The sequence below is a fragment of the Mycobacterium sp. 1423905.2 genome (assembly GCF_001673155.1).
Taxonomy (GTDB): Bacteria; Actinomycetota; Actinomycetes; order Mycobacteriales; family Mycobacteriaceae; genus Mycobacterium.
The window spans coordinates 13451-35763 of the sequence record NZ_LZLE01000354.1; the positions used below are offsets into that span (position 1 = coordinate 13451).

At 66.0% G+C, this 22313-nt stretch carries 22 protein-coding genes; 10 read left to right on the forward strand and 12 right to left on the reverse strand.

Going from position 1 to position 22313, the window contains the following annotated elements; all coding sequences use genetic code 11:
* Positions 1 to 135 precede the first annotated feature (135 nt).
* The 3 genes from A9W95_RS24540 to A9W95_RS24550 all read left to right on the forward strand — a co-directional run bounded on the left by A9W95_RS24540 (position 136) and on the right by A9W95_RS24550 (position 3985).
* Positions 136 to 1437, forward strand: a complete 1302-nt coding sequence (locus A9W95_RS24540) for a PhoH family protein (protein ID WP_067418787.1) — start codon at positions 136 to 138, stop codon at positions 1435 to 1437.
* A gap of 133 nt (positions 1438 to 1570) precedes the next feature.
* Positions 1571 to 2446, forward strand: a complete 876-nt coding sequence (locus A9W95_RS24545; protein WP_067418789.1) for a polysaccharide deacetylase family protein — start codon at positions 1571 to 1573, stop codon at positions 2444 to 2446.
* Between the two features lie 72 nt (positions 2447 to 2518).
* Positions 2519 to 3985, forward strand: a complete 1467-nt coding sequence (locus A9W95_RS24550; RefSeq protein WP_371328120.1) for an adenylate/guanylate cyclase domain-containing protein — start codon at positions 2519 to 2521, stop codon at positions 3983 to 3985.
* 2 nt (positions 3986 to 3987) lie between these two features.
* On the opposite strand, the gene A9W95_RS24555 is transcribed toward A9W95_RS24550, so the two are convergent.
* From A9W95_RS24555 to glpX, 3 genes are read right to left on the reverse strand one after another with little or no spacing between them, the layout of a single operon-like run.
* Positions 3988 to 4950 (reverse strand): hypothetical protein, encoded by a 963-nt coding sequence (locus A9W95_RS24555; protein WP_067418791.1) that lies wholly within the window; start codon positions 4948 to 4950, stop codon positions 3988 to 3990.
* A 24-nt stretch (positions 4951 to 4974) separates the two neighbouring features.
* Positions 4975 to 6390 carry a class II fumarate hydratase gene (locus tag A9W95_RS24560; protein ID WP_067418793.1) on the reverse strand — a complete coding sequence of 472 codons (1416 nt, stop codon included), beginning with the start codon at positions 6388 to 6390 and terminating at the stop codon, positions 4975 to 4977.
* Between the two features lie 28 nt (positions 6391 to 6418).
* Positions 6419 to 7459, reverse strand: coding sequence for a class II fructose-bisphosphatase (gene glpX / locus A9W95_RS24565; protein ID WP_172826716.1), 1041 nt, complete (start codon positions 7457 to 7459; stop codon positions 6419 to 6421).
* 54 nt (positions 7460 to 7513) lie between these two features.
* On the opposite strand from glpX, the gene A9W95_RS24570 reads away from it, so the two are divergent.
* Positions 7514 to 8158, forward strand: coding sequence for a DUF4245 domain-containing protein (locus A9W95_RS24570; RefSeq protein ID WP_067418794.1), 645 nt, complete (start codon positions 7514 to 7516; stop codon positions 8156 to 8158).
* Between the two features lie 12 nt (positions 8159 to 8170).
* The gene (locus tag A9W95_RS24575; RefSeq protein ID WP_067418796.1) at positions 8171 to 8977 is read left to right on the forward strand and encodes a dienelactone hydrolase family protein; all 807 of its coding nucleotides are present in this window, start codon (positions 8171 to 8173) and stop codon (positions 8975 to 8977) included.
* Here the strand turns inward: A9W95_RS24575 and A9W95_RS24580 are convergent.
* Positions 8949 to 10097 carry an AI-2E family transporter gene (locus A9W95_RS24580; protein WP_067418798.1) on the reverse strand — a complete coding sequence of 383 codons (1149 nt, stop codon included), beginning with the start codon at positions 10095 to 10097 and terminating at the stop codon, positions 8949 to 8951. The two genes, A9W95_RS24575 and A9W95_RS24580, sit on opposite strands and share 29 nt — an antisense overlap.
* A gap of 86 nt (positions 10098 to 10183) precedes the next feature.
* On the opposite strand from A9W95_RS24580, the gene A9W95_RS24585 reads away from it, so the two are divergent.
* The gene (locus tag A9W95_RS24585) at positions 10184 to 11716 is read left to right on the forward strand and encodes a carboxylesterase/lipase family protein (RefSeq protein ID WP_082983311.1); all 1533 of its coding nucleotides are present in this window, start codon (positions 10184 to 10186) and stop codon (positions 11714 to 11716) included.
* Between the two features lie 2 nt (positions 11717 to 11718).
* Here A9W95_RS24585 and A9W95_RS24590 read toward each other — a convergent pair whose 3' ends face one another.
* The 4 genes from A9W95_RS24590 to A9W95_RS24605 form a co-directional block, all read right to left on the reverse strand.
* A complete protein-coding gene (locus A9W95_RS24590; protein ID WP_067418800.1) occupies positions 11719 to 12855 on the reverse strand; it encodes an NAD-dependent epimerase/dehydratase family protein in 1137 nt (378 codons plus the stop codon).
* Between the two features lie 64 nt (positions 12856 to 12919).
* Positions 12920 to 13174: an exodeoxyribonuclease VII small subunit gene (locus tag A9W95_RS24595; RefSeq protein WP_067418801.1), complete on the reverse strand. Its 255-nt coding sequence runs from the start codon at positions 13172 to 13174 to the stop codon at positions 12920 to 12922.
* The gene (gene xseA, locus A9W95_RS24600; protein ID WP_067418803.1) at positions 13161 to 14408 is read right to left on the reverse strand and encodes an exodeoxyribonuclease VII large subunit; all 1248 of its coding nucleotides are present in this window, start codon (positions 14406 to 14408) and stop codon (positions 13161 to 13163) included. The genes A9W95_RS24595 and xseA overlap by 14 nt, the downstream gene beginning before the upstream one ends.
* Entirely contained in the window at positions 14405 to 14986 is a 582-nt protein-coding gene (locus A9W95_RS24605) for a lipid droplet-associated protein (protein WP_067418805.1), read from the reverse strand. Before A9W95_RS24605 ends, xseA begins: the two co-directional genes overlap by 4 nt.
* 98 nt (positions 14987 to 15084) lie before the next feature.
* Here A9W95_RS24605 and A9W95_RS24610 point away from each other — a divergent pair, with 98 nt between their 5' ends.
* On the forward strand, positions 15085 to 16086 hold the full coding sequence (locus A9W95_RS24610) for a 4-hydroxy-3-methylbut-2-enyl diphosphate reductase (protein ID WP_067418806.1): 1002 nt from the start codon (positions 15085 to 15087) through the stop codon (positions 16084 to 16086).
* A 5-nt stretch (positions 16087 to 16091) separates the two neighbouring features.
* Here A9W95_RS24610 and A9W95_RS24615 read toward each other — a convergent pair whose 3' ends face one another.
* Positions 16092 to 17366, reverse strand: a complete 1275-nt coding sequence (locus A9W95_RS24615) for a DUF6542 domain-containing protein (RefSeq protein WP_216638198.1) — start codon at positions 17364 to 17366, stop codon at positions 16092 to 16094.
* Positions 17367 to 17452: 86 nt separating this feature from the next.
* Here A9W95_RS24615 and ychF point away from each other — a divergent pair, with 86 nt between their 5' ends.
* A complete protein-coding gene (gene ychF, locus A9W95_RS24620) occupies positions 17453 to 18526 on the forward strand; it encodes a redox-regulated ATPase YchF (RefSeq protein ID WP_067418810.1) in 1074 nt (357 codons plus the stop codon).
* A gap of 27 nt (positions 18527 to 18553) precedes the next feature.
* Positions 18554 to 19510 carry a DUF1214 domain-containing protein gene (locus A9W95_RS24625; protein ID WP_067418812.1) on the forward strand — a complete coding sequence of 319 codons (957 nt, stop codon included), beginning with the start codon at positions 18554 to 18556 and terminating at the stop codon, positions 19508 to 19510.
* A 106-nt stretch (positions 19511 to 19616) separates the two neighbouring features.
* Here A9W95_RS24625 and A9W95_RS24630 read toward each other — a convergent pair whose 3' ends face one another.
* The 3 genes from A9W95_RS24630 to A9W95_RS27045 form a co-directional block, all read right to left on the reverse strand.
* Positions 19617 to 20249 (reverse strand): TetR/AcrR family transcriptional regulator, encoded by a 633-nt coding sequence (locus A9W95_RS24630; RefSeq protein ID WP_371328119.1) that lies wholly within the window; start codon positions 20247 to 20249, stop codon positions 19617 to 19619.
* Positions 20250 to 20748: 499 nt separating this feature from the next.
* Positions 20749 to 21150, reverse strand: a complete 402-nt coding sequence (locus A9W95_RS24640; RefSeq protein WP_067418815.1) for a DUF732 domain-containing protein — start codon at positions 21148 to 21150, stop codon at positions 20749 to 20751.
* A gap of 67 nt (positions 21151 to 21217) precedes the next feature.
* Positions 21218 to 21526, reverse strand: a complete 309-nt coding sequence (locus tag A9W95_RS27045) for a hypothetical protein (RefSeq protein WP_067418817.1) — start codon at positions 21524 to 21526, stop codon at positions 21218 to 21220.
* Between the two features lie 130 nt (positions 21527 to 21656).
* On the opposite strand from A9W95_RS27045, the gene A9W95_RS24650 reads away from it, so the two are divergent.
* Positions 21657 to 22154 carry a VOC family protein gene (locus A9W95_RS24650; protein WP_067418819.1) on the forward strand — a complete coding sequence of 166 codons (498 nt, stop codon included), beginning with the start codon at positions 21657 to 21659 and terminating at the stop codon, positions 22152 to 22154.
* Positions 22155 to 22313: the final 159 nt, after the last annotated feature.

Consider the following 22313-nt stretch of genomic DNA (forward strand, 5'->3'; position numbering starts at 1 on the left):
GGCCAGCGACATGCTCAGCCAGGGCGGCACCTTCCGTCACACCAACGGCAGGACCGGCCCCGGTCCTGGTGCTGCATCTCCCGCCGACATGCTCGTGTGGGTCCGCCCGAGCGCCGTTAGCTCGAGGAGCGCCCCTTGACCGATCTCCGGACGTACGTGCTCGACACCTCTGTGCTGCTGTCCGACCCCTGGGCCTGCAGCCGATTCGCCGAGCATGAAGTGGTGGTGCCGCTGGTGGTGATCAGCGAACTGGAAGCCAAACGCCACCACCACGAACTGGGCTGGTTTGCCCGTCAGGCGCTGCGGTTGTTCGACGACCTCCGACTGGAGCACGGGCGATTGGACCAGCCTATTCCGGTTGGTACGCAAGGCGGTTCGCTGCATGTCGAGCTCAACCACACCGACCCGTCGGTGCTGCCCGCCGGTTTCCGGACCGACAGCAACGACTCGCGGATCCTCAGCTGCGCGGCCAACCTGGCCGCCGAGGGCAAACGAGTCACGTTGGTCAGCAAGGACATTCCGCTGCGCGTCAAGGCCGCGGCGGTGGGATTGGCCGCCGACGAGTACCACGCGCAGGACGTGGTCGCCTCGGGCTGGTCGGGGATGCAGGAAATCGAGACGGCCGCCGAGGACATCGACGCCCTGTACGCCGAGGGCGAGATCGACCTGGCCGAAGCGCGGGATCTGCCGTGTCACACCGGGATTCGGTTGCTGGGCGGCAGCTCGCACGCACTGGGCCGGGTGAACGCGCAGAAGCGGGTGCAACTGGTACGCGGCGACCGGGAGGTGTTCGGGCTGCGCGGCCGCTCGGCCGAACAGCGCGTCGCCCTGGACCTGTTGCTCGATGAATCGGTGGGCATTGTCTCCCTGGGCGGCAAAGCCGGCACCGGTAAGTCCGCGCTGGCCCTGTGCGCCGGGCTGGAAGCGGTGCTAGAGCGCCGCACCCAGCGCAAGGTGGTGGTGTTCCGGCCGCTGTATGCCGTCGGCGGCCAGGAACTGGGCTACCTGCCCGGCAGCGAGAGCGACAAGATGGGGCCATGGGCCCAGGCGGTGTTCGACACGCTCGAGGGCCTGGCCAGCCCCGCGGTCCTGGACGAGGTGCTGTCCCGGGGCATGCTCGAGGTGCTGCCCTTGACGCACATCCGGGGCCGTTCGCTGCACGACTCGTTCGTCATCGTCGACGAGGCGCAGTCGCTGGAACGCAACGTGCTGCTCACCGTCCTGTCCCGGCTGGGCACCGGCTCACGGGTGGTGCTGACCCACGACATCGCCCAGCGCGACAACCTGCGCGTCGGACGGCACGACGGCGTGGCCGCGGTGATCGAAAAGCTCAAGGGCCACCCCCTGTTCGCGCACATCACCTTGCTGCGTAGCGAACGTTCACCGATCGCCGCGCTGGTCACCGAGATGCTGGAAGAAATCACCGGACCCCACTGAGAGCACCGGGCAACCGCCCGAGGGTGTGACAGTGGCGTCGCGTGAGCGTCCTGGGTGGGATGTTCGGGCACACCCCGCCCAGGACGCCCACTCGAGTCCCGGAGGACACGCTCACCACAGGTAAACTTCGTGGGTGCCGAAACGACCCGACAACCAAGCGTGGCGCTACTGGCGCACGGTGTTCGGCGTCGTCGCGGCCGCCGCGGTGCTGGTGATCGGCGGGCTGACCGGACACGTCACCCGCGCCGACAACCTCGACTGTTCGATGGTCAAGTGCGTCGCGCTGACCTTCGACGACGGACCAGGGCCGTTCACCGACCGGTTGCTGCAAGTCCTCAAAGACAACGACGCCAAAGCGACGTTCTTTCTCATCGGCAACAAGGTGGCGGCCAACCCCGCGGGAGCCAAGCGAATCGCCGAGGCGGGCATGGAGATCGGCAGCCACACCTGGGAACACCCGAACATGACCACGATCCCGCCGCAGGACATCGCCGGTCAGTTCTCGCGCGCGAACGACGCGATCACCGCGGCCACCGGCCAGACGCCCAAGCTGTACCGCCCGGCCGGCGGCCTGTCCAACGACGCCGTGCACCAGACCGCCGCGAAATTCGGCCAGGCCGAAATACTTTGGGACGTCATCCCTTTCGACTGGGCCAACGACTCCAACACCGCGGCTACCCGCCAGGTGCTGATGGCGCAGATCAAGCCCGGCTCGGTGGTGTTGTTCCACGACACCTACAGCAGCACCGTCGATTTGGTCTACCAGTTCATTCCCGTCCTGAAAGCCAACGGCTACCGCTTGGTGACGGTCACCGAACTGCTCGGCCAACGCGCACCGGGCAGCAGCTACGGCAGCCGGGAAAACGGTCCGCCGGTCAACCAACTGCACGATATTGCGCCCAGCGACATCCCCCGCCTGCCGAATACCCCGTCGCCCAAGCCGATGCCGAATTTCCCCATCACCGACATTCCCGGGCAAAACTCGGGTGGACCGAATAACGGCGCCTGAGTCAGCCGTTACCTTGTTAGCGTGAGCAAGGCAGGCCGGTCTGGTGGCGAGCAGCCCAAATCGGCCGTCAAGTTGTCGGTTCAGTACGGGGTCGACCTGGCAGTCGGCTACCTGCTCGCCGTGATCGAGGCCTCCGCCATCCTCATTCCGCTGCGGGGTCAAACCTCCGCGGCGGCCAACGTCGACTTCGCCGAGAAGAACACCACCTTATTGGTGGTACTGGTGCTGCTGGGAACGCTGTTCGTGGCGGTGGCCGGAGCGCTGAGCCTGGCTCCGACGCTGCGCTGGTACGTCGCCGGACAAGAACCGACCGTCGAACAACGCGACGGCGCAATGAAATTGGCCGGCCGCCAATCGATGATCCTGTCCGGCTCCTGGGCGATCTGCGGGTTGACACTGCTGCTGTTCAACATCTCCAGCGGCGCGACGCTGCTGGTGCCGGTTGCGCTGGGTGTGGTGCTCGGCGGCGCCGCCGCCGCGGGTACCGGCTTACTCCTCGCCCAGCGCACGCTGCGGCCGATCATGACCGTTGCCACCCGTGGTTGTGAGCCGCGCCTGGCGGTGCCGGGGGTGTTCGCGCGATTAGTGCTGATGTGGTTTCTGTGCAGCGCGCTGCCCATCGGTGTGATCGTGATTTTCGTCGTGCTGCGTTCCTACGGTTGGATTTTCGACAAGTCGACCTCGCTGGATGTGCCGGTGCTGGTGGTGTCCATGGCTGCGCTGGTGTTGGGTCTGCCGATGATGATCCTGACGTCACGGTCCATCTCCGATCCGGTCGGCGACGTCGCGGACGCGATGGCCGAGGTGGAGCACGGTGACATCGGCACCTATGTCGGCGTCTACGAGCGGTCCCAAATAGGCCGCCTGCAAACGGGATTCAACCGAATGGTCGCCGGGCTGGTGGAACGCGACCGGTTGCGAGACCTGTTCGGGCGCCACGTCGGCATCGACGTAGCTCGCCGTGCCGTCGAAGAGGGCGCCACCCTGTCCGGTGACGTGGTGGAGGCGGCCGTCTTGTTCATCGATCTGGTCGGGTCCAGCCAGCTGGCCGAAAGCCGCCCGCCGCAAGAGGTCGCCGACGTGCTCAACGATTTCTTCTGCACCGTCGTCGAGACCGTGGACGAGTACCAGGGCCTGATCAACAAGTTCGAAGGTGACGCCGCACTGGTCGTCTTCGGTGCGCCGCTGCGCTCCGACCAACCGGCGTCGGCGGCGCTGGCCACCGCGCGGGCGTTGCGAACGAAGCTCAGCCGCCTTCCGGTGGTGGACTTCGGGATCGGGGTTTCGGCGGGCCGCGTCTTCGCCGGCAACATCGGAGCTGAGAACCGTTACGAATACACGGTGATCGGCAACGCGGTCAACGAGGCAGCCCGCCTGGCTGACCTCGCCAAAACCTCCGAGCAACGCATCCTGTGCTCGGCCGCGGCCATCGACCGCGCTGACGACGCCGAACAGCAGCGCTGGGCCGAGTGCTACGCCACGGTGCTGCGCGGGCGATCAGAGCCGACGCACGTCTTGGCGCCGGCCGCCGTCGACTAGCCCTACTTGGCCACCTTCAGCCCCGCGATCACCTGATTGACGATGCCCTGCGACGCCGCATCGCCGATGGGTGAAGCGCCGATAAACACGGTAACCGGCTTGGTCGCGACCGCGATGATGGTGACCGAGTCGCCCTTGACGCCGCGCCCGGTGTCACCGATGGAGATGTCGGCATCCACCCGCGAGGCCTTGACTCCGTCCACCGTCAGCGACGACGTCTTCGAGGGCCCCAGGCTGGGCTGGGACTGGATGTAGCCGGGACCGTTGGCCACACACTGCATCAACTTGGCCGCTTGGGCGCCCACATCCATGCTGGAAACGAAATTCGTCTCGGCCACCTCGACCTGCATCATCCACTGATTGGCGCCGGGCACCTCCGCGCCCAGCCCCACCGCACCGATCAGGTTGGGATTCTGGTCATCGGAGAACGGGGCCCAACCCGGTGCAGCGCTGGCCGGGAACGACAGCTTGCCCGCGGTGATGGTGGTGCCGGTGGGCTTGTCACCGCCGGACACATTGGGTGTGCAGTCGCTGGCGGTCTGCTGCGTGCCGCCCGGCTCCGACGTCGGCGCGCTCGTGGTCTCCGAGGGACCGGCGTTGTTCGAGTTGTTGCCGCCGCTCAACGCGATCGCCAGCACGATCACCAACGCGATCACACCGACAACTGCGATGCCGGCCACGATCAGCCAGGGCGTCTTGTTACTCGGTGGCTTGGGCGGTTGCCCGGGCGGATACAGCCCGCTCGGCCACCCCGGCGGAGGCTGCTGGCCGGGTTGGCCGTACTGCTGGGGCGGATAGCCGCCGGCGGCATAAGGGTCCATGCCGCCTTGCGGATTCGGGTATTGGCCGCCCGGCGGGTACTGGTAAGGGCCGCTTGGCGGTTGACCGCCCCAATAGGGTTGCTGCCCATAGGGATTGCTTCCGTAGGGATCCTGACCGTACGGGCCGCCGGGGGGAACCGTCATTGCTGAACTACCCTCGCTTCTGGCTTAGTCTTGAGCCACTCGTGCCATGGCCAGTACGTCGAGGCGTTTGTCCAACTCCTCGATCGACAGCTTCTCGCCGATCAGCCCGCGATCGATCACGGCCTGACGAATGGTCTTGCGTTCCTTGAGGGCCTGCTTGGCCACCGCGGCGGCCTCCTCATAACCGATCGCGGAGTTCAGTGGCGTCACGATCGACGGGGACGACTCGGCCAGTTCGCGCAACCGGTCCACATTGGCCACCAGCCCGACGATGCAGCGCTCGGCAAACAGCCGGGACACGTTGGTCAGCAGCTTGAACGACTCCAAGACGTTGCGCGCCATCATCGGGATGTAGACGTTGAGCTCGAAGGCACCGCTGGCGCCGCCCCACGCGACCGCGGCGTCATTGCCGATCACCTGGGCAGCCACCTGCGTAACCGCTTCGGGCAGAACGGGGTTGACCTTGCCGGGCATGATCGAGCTACCCGGCTGCAGGTCCGGCAGCTGAATTTCGGCCAGGCCGGTCAGCGGCCCGGAACCCATCCAGCGGACGTCGTTGGCGATCTTGGTCAGCGACACCGCGACAGTGCGCAACGCGCCGGATGCCTCGACCAGCCCGTCGCGGGCCGCCTGGGCTTCGAAAGAGTTTGCCGCCGTGCGCAGTTCGGACAAGCCGGTCTTGTCGACCAGCACCGAGACCACTTTGACGCCGAAATTCTCCGGAGCGTTGAGTCCGGTGCCCACCGCGGTGCCGCCGATGGCGAGCTCACCCAGCCGGGGCAGGGTGGCGCGCACCCGCTCGATGCCGGCCTCCACCTGACGGGCGTAGCCGCTGAACTCCTGACCCAGGGTCACCGGTACCGCATCCATCAGGTGGGTGCGGCCCGACTTCACTACCGTCTGCCACTCCAGCGCCTTGCCCGACAGCGCCTCGTGCAGCTGCTGCAGAGCCGGAATGAGGTGCACCACAGCGGCTTCGGTGGCCGCGATGTGCGTGGCGGTGGGGAACGTGTCGTTGGACGACTGCGACATGTTGACGTCGTCGTTGGGGTGCACCTGCACGCCGTTGCGGGCGGCGATGGAGGCGATCACCTCGTTGGTGTTCATGTTCGAGCTGGTGCCCGAGCCGGTCTGGAACACGTCGATGGGGAACTGGTCGTCGTGTTGCCCGTCGGCGATTTCAGCCGCGGCGGCAATGATCGCGTCGGCCTTCTGCGGGTCCAGCAACCCGAGGTCCTTGTTGACTTGCGCGCACGCGCCTTTCAGCAGGCCCAGCGCCCGGATCTGGGTCCGCTCCAGGCCCCGGCCAGAGATCGGGAAGTTCTCCACCGCGCGCTGAGTTTGGGCGCGCCACAACGCTTTTGCCGGCACCCGGACCTCGCCCATGGTGTCGTGCTCGATGCGGTATTCGGTGTCGTTCTCGCCGGCGTCAACGGCCATCGGTGAGTTTCCTTGCTATGCGTGGTTGTCAGGGCAGGGGATAGGCGGCAGTGCTGTCGCCGGTGAAGTCGATGGCGGAGTATTCGGTGAGCTTGGACAGCCGGTGGTAGGCCTCGATCATCCGCACGGTGCCCGACTTGGAACGCATGACGATCGATTGGGTGGTGCAGCCGCCAGGTTGGTAGCGCACCCCTTTGAGCAGGTCGCCGTCGGTCACTCCGGTTGCGCAGAAAAAGACGTTGTCACCGGACACCAGGTCCTCGGTGGTCAAGATCTGGTCGAGGTCGTAGCCGGCGTCGAGGGCCTTGCGGCGCTCAGCGTCGTCCTTGGGTGCCAGCTGCGCCTGAATCGCCCCGCCCATGCATCGGATCGCCGCGGCGGCGATGATCCCCTCCGGGGTGCCGCCGATGCCGGCCAGCATGTCGGTGCCGGACTGCGGTCGGCACGCCGAGATGGCACCGGCGACGTCGCCGTCGGTGATCAGCCGGATCCTGGCCCCGGTCGCGCGGACGTCCTCGATCAGCTGCGCGTGCCGCGGCCGGTCCAAGATGCAGACGGTCATGTCGCGCAGCGACAGTCCCTTGACTTTGGCGACTGCCCGCACGTTTTCCCCGATCGGCGCGGTGATGTCCAAGACGTGTGCGGCCTCAGGGCCGACGGCGATCTTGTTCATGTAGAACACCGCCGACGGGTCGAACATGGCGCCGCGATCGGCCACCGCGAGCACCGAGATGGCGTTCGGCATGCCCTTGCTCATCAACGTGGTGCCGTCGATCGGGTCGACGGCGAAGTCGCAATCCGGCCCGTCGCCGTTGCCGACCTCCTCGCCGTTGTAGAGCATCGGTGCTTCGTCTTTTTCACCTTCACCGATGACCACGACGCCGCGCATCGACACCGAGTTGACCAGCTCGCGGATTGCGTCGACCGCCGCGCCGTCGCCACCCTCCTTGTCGCCGCGGCCGACCCAGCGGCCCGCGGCCATGGCACCGGCTTCGGTGACTCGCACCAGTTCCAAGGCCAGGTTGCGGTCGGGGGCTTCCTTCCGGGGTGGCCGACCCTCTGCACTCATGGTGGCGATTCTCCCAGAAGCGAAACCCTCGACTGGAGCTGGGATACTTGGGGAGTGACCGCAGAGCCGCAGCCGACGCCCAAGCCGGCCAAACCACGGTTGCTGCAGGACGGTCGCGACATGTTCTGGTCGCTGGGTCCGCTGGTGATCGGTTGCATACTGCTCGCCGGGCTGGTCGGGATGTGCTCGTTCCAGCCGGGCGGCACCAACAAAGGGACCATCCCGTCTTATGACGCGGCGACGGCGTTGCGCGCCGACGCGGCGTCGTTCGGGTTCCCGATCCGGTTGCCGCAGTTGCCCGCCGACTGGAAACCGAACTCCGGCAGCCGCGGCAACATCGAAAACGGTCGTACCGACAGCGCCGCCGGTCAGCGGCTCAACGCGGTCACCTCGGTGGTGGGCTACATCAGCCCGTCCGGCAAATATCTGAGCCTGACCCAGAGCAATGCGGACGAGGACAAATTGGTCGGCTCCATCCACTCCGGCATGTATCCCAGCGGAACCGTCGACGCGTCGGGCACCAACTGGGTGGTCTACGAAGGCTCCGACGACAAGGGCGCGCTCGAACCGGTATGGACCACCCGGCTGGCCAGCCCCGCTGGCCCCACCCAGATTGCGATCACCGGCGCCGGCAGCACCGAACAGTTTCGTACGCTAGCGGCGGCGACCCAATCGCAGCCGCCGTTACCGAGCCGATAGAAGGAACGCAGCGTGAGCGGACCCGAAGCAGACCTGACCGGTTGGACCGCAACACCCTTTTCCGCGGCCGGCTTCACCCACGACGTCTACCGCAAGGGGTCGGGTCCCGGGGTGGTGTTGATCCCCGAGATGCCCGGCATCCACCCGGGCGTGCTGGGTCTGGGCAACCACCTGGTCGACAACGGATTCACCGTGGCCATCCCGTCGCTGTTCGGCGAACCCGGCCGGCCCATCTCAGTGGGCTACGCGGTCGCCGAAATCACCCGGGGTTGCGTGGCCCGGGAATTCGCGGCGCTGGCCACCGACAAGCAGCGACCGGTCGCTGCCTACCTGCGTGCGCTGGCGCGCGACCTCAACGCCGCCACGCCCGGCAAGGGCGTCGGCGTCATCGGTCAATGTTTCACCGGCGGCTTCGCGCTGGCGGCCGCCGTCGACGACAGCGTGCTGGCTCCGGTGCTCAGCCAGCCATCGGTTCCCTTCCCCTTCACTCCCGCGCAGCGCCGGGACCCGGGCATGAGCGAAGTGGAACTCAACGTCGTCGTCGACCGGTGCGCCAACGACGGGTTGTGCGCCCTCGGATTGCGGTTCAGCGCGGACAAGATGGCTCCGGCCGAACGGTTCGCCACGCTCAAGCGGCGGCTCGGGGATGCGTTCGAGGTCATCGAGATCGACTCCAGCCCCGGCAATGAGCACGGCTTCGGACGGATGGCGCACTCGGTGCTCACCGACGAGGTACGCGAGGTCGACGGCCAGCCCGCCTATGAAGCCCGAAAGCGCGTCGTCGAATTCCTCACCGAGCGGCTGACTGCTTCTCCTTAGCGCTTTTCTTCAAGCGCGAGAGCCAGTTTCGGCGCACGGGCTGATCCTCGACCGGTTTGAGCTCGACGCCTTTGTACACCGCCAGGTAGACGTCCAGCGTGGTGACGATGAGGATCATCAGCACCGGACCGATGATGATGCCCCAGGGGCCGAACATGCTGATGCCGGCGAACACCGACAGCAGCATCAAAGCCGAGTTCAGCCGTGCATCACGCGGCACCAAGACGGGCCGTAGGAAGTTGTCGATATTGGTTACGACCACCAGATGCCACGCCACGACGAAGATGCCGCCGGCGACATTGCCGAAGAAGATCATCCCGACGCCGAACGGAATGGTCACGATCCCGCCGCCTAGCGGAATGATCGACAGGGCGGTCAGCACGATGGCGAAGATGAAGAAGCCGTGATGGAAACCGGCGACGTAGATCGACGCGGCGCCCGCCACACCTTGGCAGAACGCGATGACGAACTGGCCGTTCACGGTGCCGCGCACCATCGAACCCATCTTGCGCAGATACAAGTCGGTGACTTCCTCACCGAGCGGGTTCAGCTGACCCAGCAGTGTGCGCAGCTTGTCGCGGTTGGTCAGCAGGGCGACGAAAACGTAGAAGAAGATGATCGCCGAGGTGATGACGCCGGCGAGACTGCCCGCGGTGTGCTGCAGCACGCCCAGCAGCCAGTGACCGACGGTCTGCGCCGCGGTGACCAACGCCCTGCGCAGGGTGTCGGCGGTGACCGTGACGTGCACAAACGGCACCCGCGCCAGCAGGTCGTTGACCAGGTGCAACGCCTTGTCGCCGATACCGTTGGGGCCGGTGGACTTGACCCATCCGGCGACGGAATCGACCATTCGGGCGATCTGCACGATTGCCAGCGCAATAACCAGGCCGACCGGGATGATGACGATGGTCAGCGCCGACAACACCGTGCATGCGGCCGACCAGCCGGTGTTGAGGCGCTTGTTGAACCAGTTGAACAGCGGCGTGAACAGATACGCCCCGACCGCGGCCACCACGATGAGGACGAAGTAGTCGCGCAGGAAGTAAGCGCCGAACACCACGGCGACGAGGGTGAAGACCGCCAGCGCGCGTTTTTGGGTGAGCGTGAATTCGGTGTTCATGCGCTCCGTAACCTTAGCTGGTGGGGGGTGCCCGTGGGTTCATGCGCGAGCGGGGCAGTGCCGCCCGCTCGGCAGGAGGAAAAGCTATGACTGTGGTCGACACGACCTACGGACCCGTCCGGGGTTGCCAGGACGGCCCGGTGAAGGTCTGGAAAGGCATTCGGTTCGCCGCGCCACCGGTGGGTGATTTGAGGTTTCGGGCTCCCGAGCCGCCCGGGCGGTCCGCGGAGGTCGCCGATGCCACCGCGTTCGGGCCGGCCTGCCCGCAAGTCGTCATGCCCAGGATGCCGCTCGAACTGGGCGCCCCGCTCGGCGAGGACTGCTTGCGGCTGAACATCTGGGCGCCCAGCGGCGCGCAACCGGGTGCCGGAAAGCCGGTGATGGTGTGGCTGCATGGCGGTGCATATGTGCTGGGCTCGGCCAGCCAGCCGCTCTACGACGGGCGCGCCCTGGCCGGCAACGGTGACGTCGTGGTGGTCACGGTCAACTACCGCATCGGCGCGCTGGGGTTTCTGGACTTGTCCTCGTTCAGCACCTGGCAGCGTCCGTTCGACTCCAACATCGGACTGCGCGACGTGCTGGCGGCGCTGGCATGGGTGCGCGACAACATCGCCGCATTCGGCGGCGATCCGGCCAATGTGACGTTGTTCGGTGAATCCGCCGGAGCCGGGCTGGTCACCACCCTGCTCGCCTGCCCGGCGGCCGAGGGACTGTTCGTCCGCGCGATCGCCCAGAGCTCGCCGGCCACCTCGGTGTATGACCGCGACCGGGGGCGCCGGGTCACCCTGGCCGTCCTGGACAAGCTGGGAATCGGCGCGTCCGAGGCGCGCAAAGTGGCGGACATGCCGACCGCGGCGCTGGTGGCGGCGACCAATGAGGTGTTCAACGAAGTGCCGGTAAGTAATCCGGGCACCCTGGCATTCGTTCCCATCGTCGACGGGGACCTGCTGCACGACCAGCCCGTCAAACTGGCGCAGGAAGGCCGGCTGCTTCCGGTTCCGCTGATCATCGGCACCAACAAGCGCGAGGCGGCGCTGTTCCGGTTGATGCGTTCGGCGCTGATGCCGATCACACCGCATGCCATCACGACGATGTTCAGCCAGATCGCCGCCGAACAGCCCGACCTGCAACTGCCCACCATGGATGTCTTCGGCTCGGCATATTCGGGCCGGCAGAAGGCGCGCAGCGTCAACATGGCCACCGATATCGGCTTCCGCATGCCCTCGGTATGGCTGGCCGACGGCCACAGCGCGGTGGCGCCGGTGTACCTGTACCGGTTCGACTACGCGACGCCGTTGTACAAGCTGCTGCTGGTCGGAGCCGCACATGCAACCGAATTGCCTTATGTCTGGGGCAATCTCGGTGGACCGCAGGACGTCACGCTGAAGCTTGGCGGCGCCAAAACCGCGACGGCGGTCTCCGCGCGGATGCAGACGCGGTGGATCAACTTCGCGGTACTTGGTACTCCCGACGGCCCGCCCGGCGAGCCGTACTGGCAGCCCTACCAGGCCAGTGCTGACCGCGCCTGCCTGGTCATCGACAAAGAAGACCGGGTGGTGCACGACGTCGACGCCCGCATCCGCGGCGCCTGGGGCGACCAGATGGTCAGCTTCCGTTAGCGCTACTTCGAGCCGCTGACCGCCTTGTCAGAGGTGCGCTTACCGGACCGCTTGGCCGCCTGAGCTTCGCGCTTCATCCGGTGGAACATCTCCACGTAGTAGGGCAGACACTCCTTCATCGCCTGCTCGGTGGTGAACAGCGGTTCGTAACCCAGGTCCCGGCGAGCCTTGTCCACCGAGAAGTAGTTGTCCAGGTACAAGCGTTCGACCGCCAGCGGCTCGAGCAGCGGCGCGGGGAACCCGAACCGGAAGTGCAGCCGCTGCCAGCCTGTCATCACCCAATGCACGGCCGGGCCGGAAACCCTTATCCGCGGCCACTTTTCGCCGCACGCCTCGACCACCGGGCGGGCGAACTCGAACATGTTGATCGGGTCGGCGTCGTTGATGAAATAGGCCTCACCGGGTGCCGTGCCGCCGGGCACCAGGTGTTGGCCGGCCAAGATGAAACCGTGAATCAGGTTGTGCACGTAAGAGTTGTCCAGCTTCGCCGACTTCGGACCGACCAGCACTTTGACGTGGCCTTTGATCACGCTCTCGAACAACTTGCGGAACATGGTCTGGTCGCCGGTGCCCCAGATGCCGCTGGGCCGGACAGCGCAAGTGAGCATGCCGTCAACATCGTTCTGCGACAACACAAACCGCTCGGCGGCCACCTTGGTTTCGGTGTAGAGGTCGTTGAACCGGTCGGTGTAGGGCAGCGTCTCGTCGCCGCCGGAAATGTTCTGTCCACCCATCACCACGCTGTTGGACGAGGTGTAGACGAACCGCTTGACACCGGCCTGCCGGCCCGCGTACAGCAAGTTCTCCGTGCCGCCGACGTTGACGGCGAAGCTGCGCTGCCGGTACTCCTGGGTGGCCGACGCGCCGCCCATCAACTCGATGATGGCGGCGGTGTGAATGATCGTGTCGATGCCGTCCACCGCGGCGGCGCACACACCCTTGTCGGTGATGTCACCCTCGAGCACTTGCAACTTCGGATGTTGCGGCAGCGGCGAGGGAGCGCGGTCGAAGGACCGGACCTGGTGTCCGCGGTCGAGCAACGTGGTCACCAGGTTGGCGCCTACGAAGCCTGAGCCGCCGGTCACCAGGACGCTGCCGAGGTCGGTAGTCAGTGCTGGATCACCCATGCGGGGGAGCATAACTGAAACGTGTTCCAGTTTGAAGCCCGATTGGCCGTCTGGAATCGGTCAAGATAGCGGTCGGTCAGTCCGCTGCGGCCTCCCCGGCGGCCAGCGCATCGGTCACTCGCTGACGGGCGCCAGCTAAGTGTTGTTCGCACCTTTTGGCGAGTTGCTCGCCCCTTTCCCATAACTTCAGCGACGCGTCCAGGTCCAAGCCACCCTGTTCGAGCAGGCGGACAACCTCGATGAGTTCGTCTCGGCATTGTTCGTAGCCGAGCTGACTAATAGGTGTAGTCGAGCCGCTCGCGGAGTCGTTGCTCTGGTCATCTCGAGCCATCGGAAAGTCCTTCACTGACCGCTGCTACGGCACCGTCGGCGACCCGCACCCGCAGTCGGGTGCCGGCCGGAGCGTCGGCGATCGATCGCAGCACCTGTGCTTCACCGTCGTCGGGAACCGTCTGCACGACGGCATAGCCGCGGGCCAGCGTGGCGGCCGGGCCTAGGGTCGCCAGCCGCGCGGCGAGGTGACCGACGCGGTCGGCCTCGCCGGTGATCAACCGTGTGATGTCGCGCCGCAGGGCCACGCGGGCACGGCCGATCTCTTCGGCGCGTATGGTCACCATCTTCAGCGGGTCGGCTAGCACCGGGCGGCTGCGCAACGCCGTCAACGCCCGCTCCTCGCGAGCGACCCAGTGCCGCAAGGCTTGGGCGCTGCGGCGCCGCAGATCGTCGATCAAGCGCTGTTCGGCGGCGGTGTCGGGAACCAGTTTCTTGGCCGCATCGGTGGGGGTCGCGGCGCGCAGGTCGGCGACCAGGTCACACAACGGGTTGTCCGGTTCGTGGCCCACCGCGCTGATCACCGGCGTGCGGCACGCCGCGATGGCGCGGCACAGCGTTTCGTCGGAGAACGGCAGCAGATCCTCGACGCTGCCGCCGCCGCGGGCGATGACGATCACGTCGACATCGGGGTCGCGGTCGAGGTCGCGCAAGGCCTCGACGATCTGAGGGACCGCGTTGGGGCCTTGCACGGCGGTGTTGCGGATGGCGAACCGGGCCGCGGGCCAGCGCGTCGCGGCCACCGTCGTCACGTCCCGCTCGGCCGCGCTGGCCCGCCCGGTGATCAGTCCGATAGCGTTGGGCAAGAACGGGATTGGTCGTTTGAGGCGCGCGTCGAACAGGCCCTCGGCGTCCAGCAGCCGGCGCAACCGGTCGATCCTGGCCAGCAGTTCACCCACACCGACGGCGCGGATCTGACTGAGCCGCAACGAGAACGTGCCGCGCCCGGTGTAGAAGGACGGCTTGCCGCACACCACCACCTGGACCCCTTCGGCCAATTTGACCGGCGCGGACAGCAGCAAGTCGCGCGTGCATGTCACGGTCAGCGACATGTCGGCGGCTGGGTCCCGCAGCACCATGAACACCGTCTTGGCGTCCGGACGCGTCGAGATCTGGGCCAGTTGACCCTCGACCCACACGGTCCCCAGCTTTTCGATCCAGCCGGCGACGCGGATGGCGACGGCGCGGACCGGGAACGGGTTCTCGGCCGAATTCGCTTCAGAACCTCGGGTCACTTGGCGGTCGCGCGGGTGATCCTGTTGGCGATCAGCGTCTGGAACGGGGCGCGCGCCTTGGTGGCTTGCTCGTAGGCCAGCAGGGCTTCGAGCTCGGCGACATCCAATGACTGCAACCTGGCCCGCAACTGAGCCAACGTCAGCGTTCCGTAGTCCAGCTCGGTCGCCACGGCCGGCTCCGGCACCGTCGACTGGTCCTCGCCCGGCTTCCCGGTGGACGACAGATCGACCGGTTCGGCGACCGAGTACAACGCGAATCGTCCTTCGGTGCGACGCTCGCTCTCGGTACCGTCACCAGGCGCGTCATCGCCAGCACCGTCGTCCAAGCCTTCGAAGTCCTCGTCGAAGGTTGCCCACTCCGGCTGCTCGTCCTTCGGCGGGAACAGCGACTCGAGCGTGCTGTCGCCCTTGATCACCAGCTCGGCGAGGTTCTGCTGAAACCGCATCACCATGTGAGCGGCCGTGCTGGCCAGCGTCATCGGGTACATCAAAATGGAACGCGGCAGCTTCATCGTCTCCTCGACGGCGACTGTCGCCGCGCCGACCAGCAGCCGAACCCCATACGGTGCAGTAGCCATGCGACCAAGACTGCCTCAACCGGCGGCTAACTCCAAGCTGACCACCCGCGACGGCGCGAAATGGCAGACCCGCGTCGGCAGAACGTACCCTGAATGCCATGGTGCCGACTATCGACATGGGGATTCCCGGTGCGTCCAGGTCGGTGGCCTCGGATGGCGGCGTGCCCGCCGGCAAACGAGTGCTGCTGGCCGAGCCGCGGGGTTACTGCGCGGGTGTGGACCGGGCCGTCGAAACCGTCGAGCGGGCCCTGGAGAAGCACGGCGCACCGGTCTACGTGCGTCACGAGATCGTGCACAACCGCCACGTGGTGGACACCCTGGCCCAAGCCGGTGCGGTGTTCGTAGAGGAGACCGATGAGGTCCCCGAGGGGGCCATCGTGGTGTTCTCCGCGCACGGCGTCGCGCCCACCGTGCACGCGGCGGCCGCCGCCCGCAACCTGAAGACCATCGACGCCACCTGCCCGCTGGTGACCAAAGTGCACAACGAGGCACGCCGCTTCGCCAAAGCCGACTACGACATCCTGCTGATCGGTCACGAGGGCCACGAGGAAGTCGTCGGCACCGCCGGCGAAGCTCCCGAGCACGTCCAACTGGTCGACGGGGTGTCCGCCGTGGACCAGGTGACGGTCCGGGACGAGGACAAAGTTATCTGGCTGTCGCAGACCACGCTGTCGGTGGACGAGACCATGGAGATCGTCGAGCGGCTGCGGGAGCGCTTCCCGAAGCTGAAGGACCCGCCCAGCGACGACATCTGCTACGCGACGCAGAACAGGCAGGTCGCGGTCAAGGCGATGGCGCCCGAGTGTGAGCTGGTGATCGTCGTCGGGTCACGCAACTCGTCGAACTCGGTGCGGCTGGTCGAGGTGGCGCTGGGCGCGGGATCGCGGGCGGCGCACCTGGTCGACTGGGCCGACGACATCGACCCGGCTTGGCTGGACGGCGTGACCACGGTGGGCGTCACCTCCGGCGCGTCGGTTCCCGAGGTGCTGGTGCGCGGTGTGTTGGAGCGGCTGGCCGACTACGGCTATGACGTGGTCCAACCGGTGACGACGGCCAACGAGACGCTGGTCTTCGCGCTGCCCCGCGAAATCCGTCGCTAGCCCTGCTAGATGTCGTACTCCCAGGTTTCGGCCTGGGGTCTGCGGGGTGCCCGCGACCGGCTCCGCCGCTCGGCGCGCTGTTCGTCGAGCGGTTCACCCCGGTCGTCGATCCTCGGCTCGCTCCTGCTGCCGCCGCGGTAGCGGACCTGCGAAATCGGATGGTGCGTGCCCGAGCCGTTGGTCCCCGAGCCGTTGGGCCCGGAGCCGTTGGGCGTGGCACGTCGCCGTCGCGGCGGATACGCCTCGCGCGGCTCATACGGCTCGTAACCGCCGCGCCGACGCTCATAACGGCTGTAGGACTCCGAGCGGCCGGTCGGCTCCGGCGGATCGTAGGAGTCGTAGGAATCGAAGCGGCTGCTGCGCGGCGCGGGCCGCTCGTAGGTACCCCGGCGCCCGTGGGGGTCGCGCCGCACCTCCCGCGGCGGTTGGGCGCGCAGGTCCGAGTCCCCCTGCGGCGGACGGGGGCGGCGGCGTGGGCGCGTGGCGCGCTGCGGTGCCTCGTTGGGGTCGAACTCCGGACGGTCGACATCGGCGGCCGCGGGCCTGCGGCTGGTGCGCCGCGGACGTTCGGCCGGGGCTTCGCCCTCGTCGTCCAGCGGCGAGCGGCCGCGCCGAGACGTGGTCCGGGTGGGGCGTTGGGCGGATCGACCGTTGCGCGCCGTCCGGCTGCTGCGGGCCGAGCGGCTCCGGGAGTGAGCGGGCTGTGACCCGCTGCCGGGTTCGGCGTCCTCCCCATCGACCTCGGTGGTCAGCAGCGACCGGACTCTAGTGAGGAGTCCGGTGAGCCACCAGGTGCGCTCCCCGGAACGTGCGTCCTTGGGGGTCGGTTCCTCGGCCGCGGGTGATCGCCGCTGCGACATGCCGAAATACCACCTGACCAAACCGATCAGCAGGACGACACCCGCGGTGCCCAGCATCAACGGAAACCGCTCGATCAGCGGATATCCGCAGTTGATCAGCAGATCTTTGAACTTATTGACCTTGCCGCCGTGGAACAGCCAGTAAGCGCCGGGCACGGCGCAGAACAAGATCAGCGGCGGCTGGATGACGGCGGTGAAGACCCCGGCCTGGCGCACCGCCAGCACCGCGGCCACACAGCCGACGATGTAACAACCGGCGAAGACGTGGGTCAGCTCCTTGTGGCCGGCGTCGATCCCGTACCCCACTGCCGTCGCGGTGACGGCGATGAGGACAGCGATCCACCAGGGCACACCTGCGATATTGGGGATGATCGAGCGGTGGCTTGGCTCCACCGCTGAACTCGCCCGCTGCGCTGACACATGTTGACCGTACCGGCTGTCGGCCCAAAGGCCCGTATATAGCTGGACATCCTGCATTGGCGTGCCTGAAATAAACTTGGCTTCCTGTGAGCCTGAGCCTGGGAATCGTCGGTCTGCCCAACGTCGGTAAGTCGACTCTGTTCAACGCCCTGACCCGGAACAACGTGGTGGCGGCCAACTATCCGTTCGCGACGATCGAGCCGAACGAGGGCGTCGTTGCGTTGCCCGACCCGCGGCTGGACAAGCTGGCCGAGATGTTCTCCTCGGCTCGTGTGGTTGCGGCGCCGGTCACATTCGTCGACATCGCGGGCCTGGTGCAAGGCGCCTCCGAGGGCGCCGGGTTGGGCAACAAGTTCCTGGCGCACATCCGCGAGTGTGACGCGATCTGCCAGGTGGTTCGGGTGTTCGCCGACGACGACGTCACCCACGTGGCCGGGCGGGTCGACCCCGGCTCCGACATCGAGGTCGTCGAGACCGAGCTGATCCTTGCCGACCTGCAGACCTTGGAGCGGGCCATTCCTCGGTTGGAGAAAGAAGCCCGCAACAACAAGGAGCGCAGACCGGTGTACGACGCGGCCGTGGCCGCCCAGGAAGTCCTTGACGGCGGGAAGACGCTGTTCGGCGCCGGCGTGGATGCCGCGCTGCTGCGCGAATTGAATCTGCTGACCACCAAACCCTTCCTCTACGTGTTCAACGCCGACGAGTCGGTGCTGACCGACCACGCCCGCGTCGCCGAGCTGCGCGCGCTGGTCGCACCCGCGGATGCGGTGTTCCTGGACGCCGCGATCGAGTCGGAATTGATCGAACTCGACGACGAATCGGCCGCCGAGTTGCTGGAGTCGATCGGACAAACCGAGCGCGGACTCGATGCGCTGGCCCGCGCCGGGTTCCACACCCTCAAATTGCAGACATTCCTCACCGCGGGTCCCAAGGAGGCGCGGGCCTGGACCATTCACCAGGGAGATACCGCGCCCAAGGCGGCCGGGGTGATCCACACCGACTTCGAGAAAGGCTTCATCAAGGCCGAGATCGTGTCCTACGACGACCTGATCGCCGCCGGATCCATGGCCGCGGCCAAGGCGGCCGGCAAAGTGCGGATGGAGGGCAAGGACTACGTGATGGCCGACGGCGACGTGGTGGAGTTCCGGTTCAACGTCTAGTCAGCCGAAGTAAATAGACTCGAAGTGATGTCAATCCATGTGAACGCGGACAACTTCGTCCGGGCAGAGACCCACCGGATGTTTCGCGACATACAGGCTGACGCCGGGGGCGTCGGTAGATTCCGGCACAACCGCACACCCGCCCGAATCGACGAGCAGACGGTCATCAGACTCAACCGAGACACGTTGTACAGCTTTGTAATCGTTGACCTCGCCGAGCCCGCCCGGCTCACATTGCCCGATGCCGACGGCCGCTATCTCTCGGCGATGGTCATCAACGAAGACCATTTCGTGAACAACGTCATGCATGATCCCGGCGAATACACGCTTACCAGCGGTCAATACGGGTCTCGCTATGTGCTCGTTGGGATTCGAATACTGGTCAACCCCACCGATCCCGCAGACGTGACCGCCGTCGCGGCGATTCAGGATCGCCTTGCGATAGATGCGGGCAGATCAGAGGCGTTTGTCATGCCGGACTACGACCTTGGAAGCCTCGATGCGACCCGGGACGCCCTGCTCGCCTTGGCTCGTGGGCTCGACAACTTCGACCGGATGTTCGGCGCGCGGGCAGAAGTCGATCCGATCCGTCATCTGATCGGATGCGCGGCAGGGTGGGGAGGGCTGCCCACCTCCGAAGCGGCCTACATCGGCGTAGCTCCGAACGTCCCGCAGGGCGATTACGAGTTGGTGTTCAACGATGTCCCCGTCGACGCCTTTTGGTCGGTGTCGGTATACAACAAGCGAGGGTTCTTCGAGCCGAACAAGGAGAACCTCTACACCGTCAATAGTGTTACCGGCGAGCGTAACGCAGACGGCTCGGTCACCGTTCGCTTCATTGCGTCGGCACATGACAGCACTCCTGCGAACGCGATCATCACACCGGAAGGCTGGAACTACCTCATTCGCCTCTACCGGCCGCGCGCCGAAATCCTTGATGGTCGCTGGATCGCACCGGCGCTCACGCCGTGCGCTGATAGCTGATTCACGTCGGCTGGTCGTGATGGCCCTTGGCGACGTGGTGGAGTTCCGGTTCAACGTCTGAGCCCCGACCAAACACGCGGTGTCGTTCGGTAGCGATGATGGATCGCTACGCGTGCGCCGCTGACCAAGTGAGCGGCATCGCCTCCACGCGGTAGATCGCTTGGTCGTTCATGAAGTTCAGCTCCTCGACGGTCAACGAAGCAATCGCAAACCTGAGCGGCACCGAGCGGATCGTAAATGCCATCCTCGTCGGGTTGGGATACATGCGGGCGGAACCATTGGGCCTGCTGTACAAGAGTGCCAAGAACACCCGGACTAGCCACTGAGCGGCTAGCGGGTCGGGCAGGTCGAGACCGATCATCTCGGAGGCTAAGCGGGCGACGATGGGAGAGTCGGTCAGCCACTCATTGCTGGGAGGACCTGAAGTTGAACGCAAGACCTGCACAAGCGGGTCCGCTCGGATGCGCTGTAGGGCGACAGTGGTGGTGATGATGCGCTCAGTACCAGATAACCCCGTGATGGCTTCGCGCACCGAGTCGAGAATGCGCTCCGCCTGACGGCTCATCACTGCATCGCGGATCGCTGACTTACCTCCGACATGGCGATAGGTGGTCGCCGGTGAACAGTGCACGGCGGCAGCCAGGGCGTCGATGCTCAATGCGTCATAGCCGTGACGGGACATGAGGTCGGCGGCCGCTTCGTGCAGTTTCGGCTCAGCGTCTAGGCCGCCGCACGCCAATCGCGTGATGGCCTGACGCGCCGGTCAGAGTGCCGGCGTGACCCGCCGCCACACATCGTTGAACGCGATGCTGTCGTGAAGGCCGTCACCTTGACGATGCGGTCCCCGCGAAACTGCATGAACCATGCATAGCTGTTGCGGTATGGCCGATCGTCAAGCGCCACGCCTTCTGCGTCGAACAAAGCGATGACTGTGTCACCGTCGCTGTAGAGCGCGCGGATGACCGGGATCGGCCGGGTTGCCATTCGCGCGGTGAGCGGAACAATGACGCGGTCAAAGAAATCGGCACGGCTCGAATAAGTGCCGGCCGCGTCGGACTGGTGATCTCCCAGGTGACGTCGTCGGCCAGAACGTCGAACGGCGACCCGGTACCGGCTCCCCACGCTTCGAGGCCAGCACGGACGGCAGCGAGATTTCGTTGGGCCGCGTTGTACTGTCCGTCGTGTGATCTGTCATAGGAGCCTTTCATCACGATCCGTTTCGCGGGCCATAAACCCATTCAGTTCGCGTTGAGTGCTGGTTGAACCGACGGCTTCGCGGGTTGCGAGGGTGCCGCACTGGGGGAGGTAGGTGCCTTGCTGGGCACAGACGGGGGAGTCAACGAGCCGTACTGAGGACAGTAGGCCTGGATCGCCGCCCCGGTGAAGTAGGCGGCATTGAGAGCCGGCCAGCTGGTCGCGTCGGTGACCTTTGCGATCAAATCGGCATTGCTGGTTTTGGGATTGTCGTTGAGAGTGCCGCAGACGACCGTCTTGGCGACCTGGATCGCTTTGTCGGGGGCGCCGTAATTCATGCCCGACGTCTTGAGGTTAGTGATGAATGCGTCGTCGGTGGCGTCCGCATGAGCCGGCACCGCCAGTACCAAGGAGAGGACCATCAACGCTAGGGTTCTCGTGACCATGACGGCGCTCCTCAACTCGACTTCCGACAGTTTATCCAGCGCCCGCCGCGCGGGCTTGCCAACGGCGTTAGGGTGAGGCGTGGTCGCTGAGGACCTTAAGCACACTCCCAGTGAGCTCGATCGCCGCGTTGCGGAGTTCGACGAACGCGAGCACAGTGTCGGCCGTCGGGAGGACGAACTGGCTAGACGCCAGCGGGCGGCAGATCAACGAGAGCGTATGGCCGACGAACGGGACCGCATCGCCGACGACCGAGAACAAGCGGCGGACGAGCGAGAACAACGCGCAGACGAACGTGAAGGTACAAACGTCCAGCGAGAGCGCGAGCGATTGCGACGCCTCGACGAACGGGAGGACCGCACGCAAGCCGCTGCCCACCGAGAGAACGCGGAAGTCAGGCGCGCGGTGGCCGAATCCAGACGACGTCTTGACGACAAAAGTGAGTCGCCCACCGACGGGACTGCCGGCTAGCCAAAGTTGGGGCCGGGCAAGCGATGCGGGAGGAATAATGCGGTGGCGCGGGGTATGTCACGTCGAATTCGCGGTACTCGATTATGACGAGTCGATCGCGTTCTACGACGCGTTGTTCGGCTGGCTGGGGTATAGCAGCTTCTCTTCGCTCAACATGGAATACCAGTCGATCTACTACATGACACGTAATGTCAACCCGCACAGCTATATCGGCATACAACCCGCCCGTTCTGGAGACAAGCTGACCCACAGCGACCAGGCGGTCGGGATTAACCACATTGCGCTCTGGGCCCGCAGCAGAAGAGAAGTCGACCGGTTCCATGGCGACTTCCTGGTCAAACGGGGTGTTCCCGTCACGGACGAGCCCACGGAGTATCCGCAGTATTGGCCGGGCTACTACGCGGTGTTCTTCGACGATCCCATCAACGGAATCCATTGGGAGCTGGCGTGGCTACCGAAAGTACCCACGCCACGCCAGATTTGGTCGTTCTATCGCGCCATTGGCGGCGGCGAGTTTGAAACATCCTCGGCGTAGGTCAGCGGCGCGACAGGCTGCGTCTCGCCTGCCACAGTACGCCGGGGACGGTGTTCGGCAATTCCGGTCGGCTCTGGGCGAAGCCGCCAATGGCGCGATAGAACGACCAAATCTGGCGTGGCGTGGGTACTTTCGGTAGCCACGCCAGCTCCCAATGGA

Excerpts from the sequence above, each read along its gene's own strand:
- A9W95_RS24590 (WP_067418800.1), bottom strand. The coding sequence starts at position 12,855 with ATGCTCCCCCGCATGGGTGATCCAGCACTGACTACCGACCTCGGCAGC.
- A9W95_RS24605 (WP_067418805.1), bottom strand. The coding sequence starts at position 14,986 with ATGGCTACTGCACCGTATGGGGTTCGGCTGCTGGTCGGCGCGGCGACA.
- A9W95_RS24555 (WP_067418791.1), bottom strand. The coding sequence starts at position 4,950 with ATGACGGTTCCCCCCGGCGGCCCGTACGGTCAGGATCCCTACGGAAGC.
- A9W95_RS24560 (WP_067418793.1), bottom strand. The coding sequence starts at position 6,390 with ATGGCCGTTGACGCCGGCGAGAACGACACCGAATACCGCATCGAGCAC.
- glpX (WP_172826716.1), bottom strand. The coding sequence starts at position 7,459 with ATGAGTGCAGAGGGTCGGCCACCCCGGAAGGAAGCCCCCGACCGCAAC.
- A9W95_RS24650 (WP_067418819.1), top strand. The coding sequence starts at position 21,657 with ATGCGGTGGCGCGGGGTATGTCACGTCGAATTCGCGGTACTCGATTAT.
- A9W95_RS24580 (WP_067418798.1), bottom strand. The coding sequence starts at position 10,097 with ATGAACACCGAATTCACGCTCACCCAAAAACGCGCGCTGGCGGTCTTC.
- A9W95_RS24640 (WP_067418815.1), bottom strand. The coding sequence starts at position 21,150 with ATGGTCACGAGAACCCTAGCGTTGATGGTCCTCTCCTTGGTACTGGCG.
- A9W95_RS24610 (WP_067418806.1), top strand. The coding sequence starts at position 15,085 with ATGGTGCCGACTATCGACATGGGGATTCCCGGTGCGTCCAGGTCGGTG.
- A9W95_RS24595 (WP_067418801.1), bottom strand. The coding sequence starts at position 13,174 with ATGGCTCGAGATGACCAGAGCAACGACTCCGCGAGCGGCTCGACTACA.
- A9W95_RS24585 (WP_082983311.1), top strand. The coding sequence starts at position 10,184 with ATGACTGTGGTCGACACGACCTACGGACCCGTCCGGGGTTGCCAGGAC.
- A9W95_RS24625 (WP_067418812.1), top strand. The coding sequence starts at position 18,554 with ATGTCAATCCATGTGAACGCGGACAACTTCGTCCGGGCAGAGACCCAC.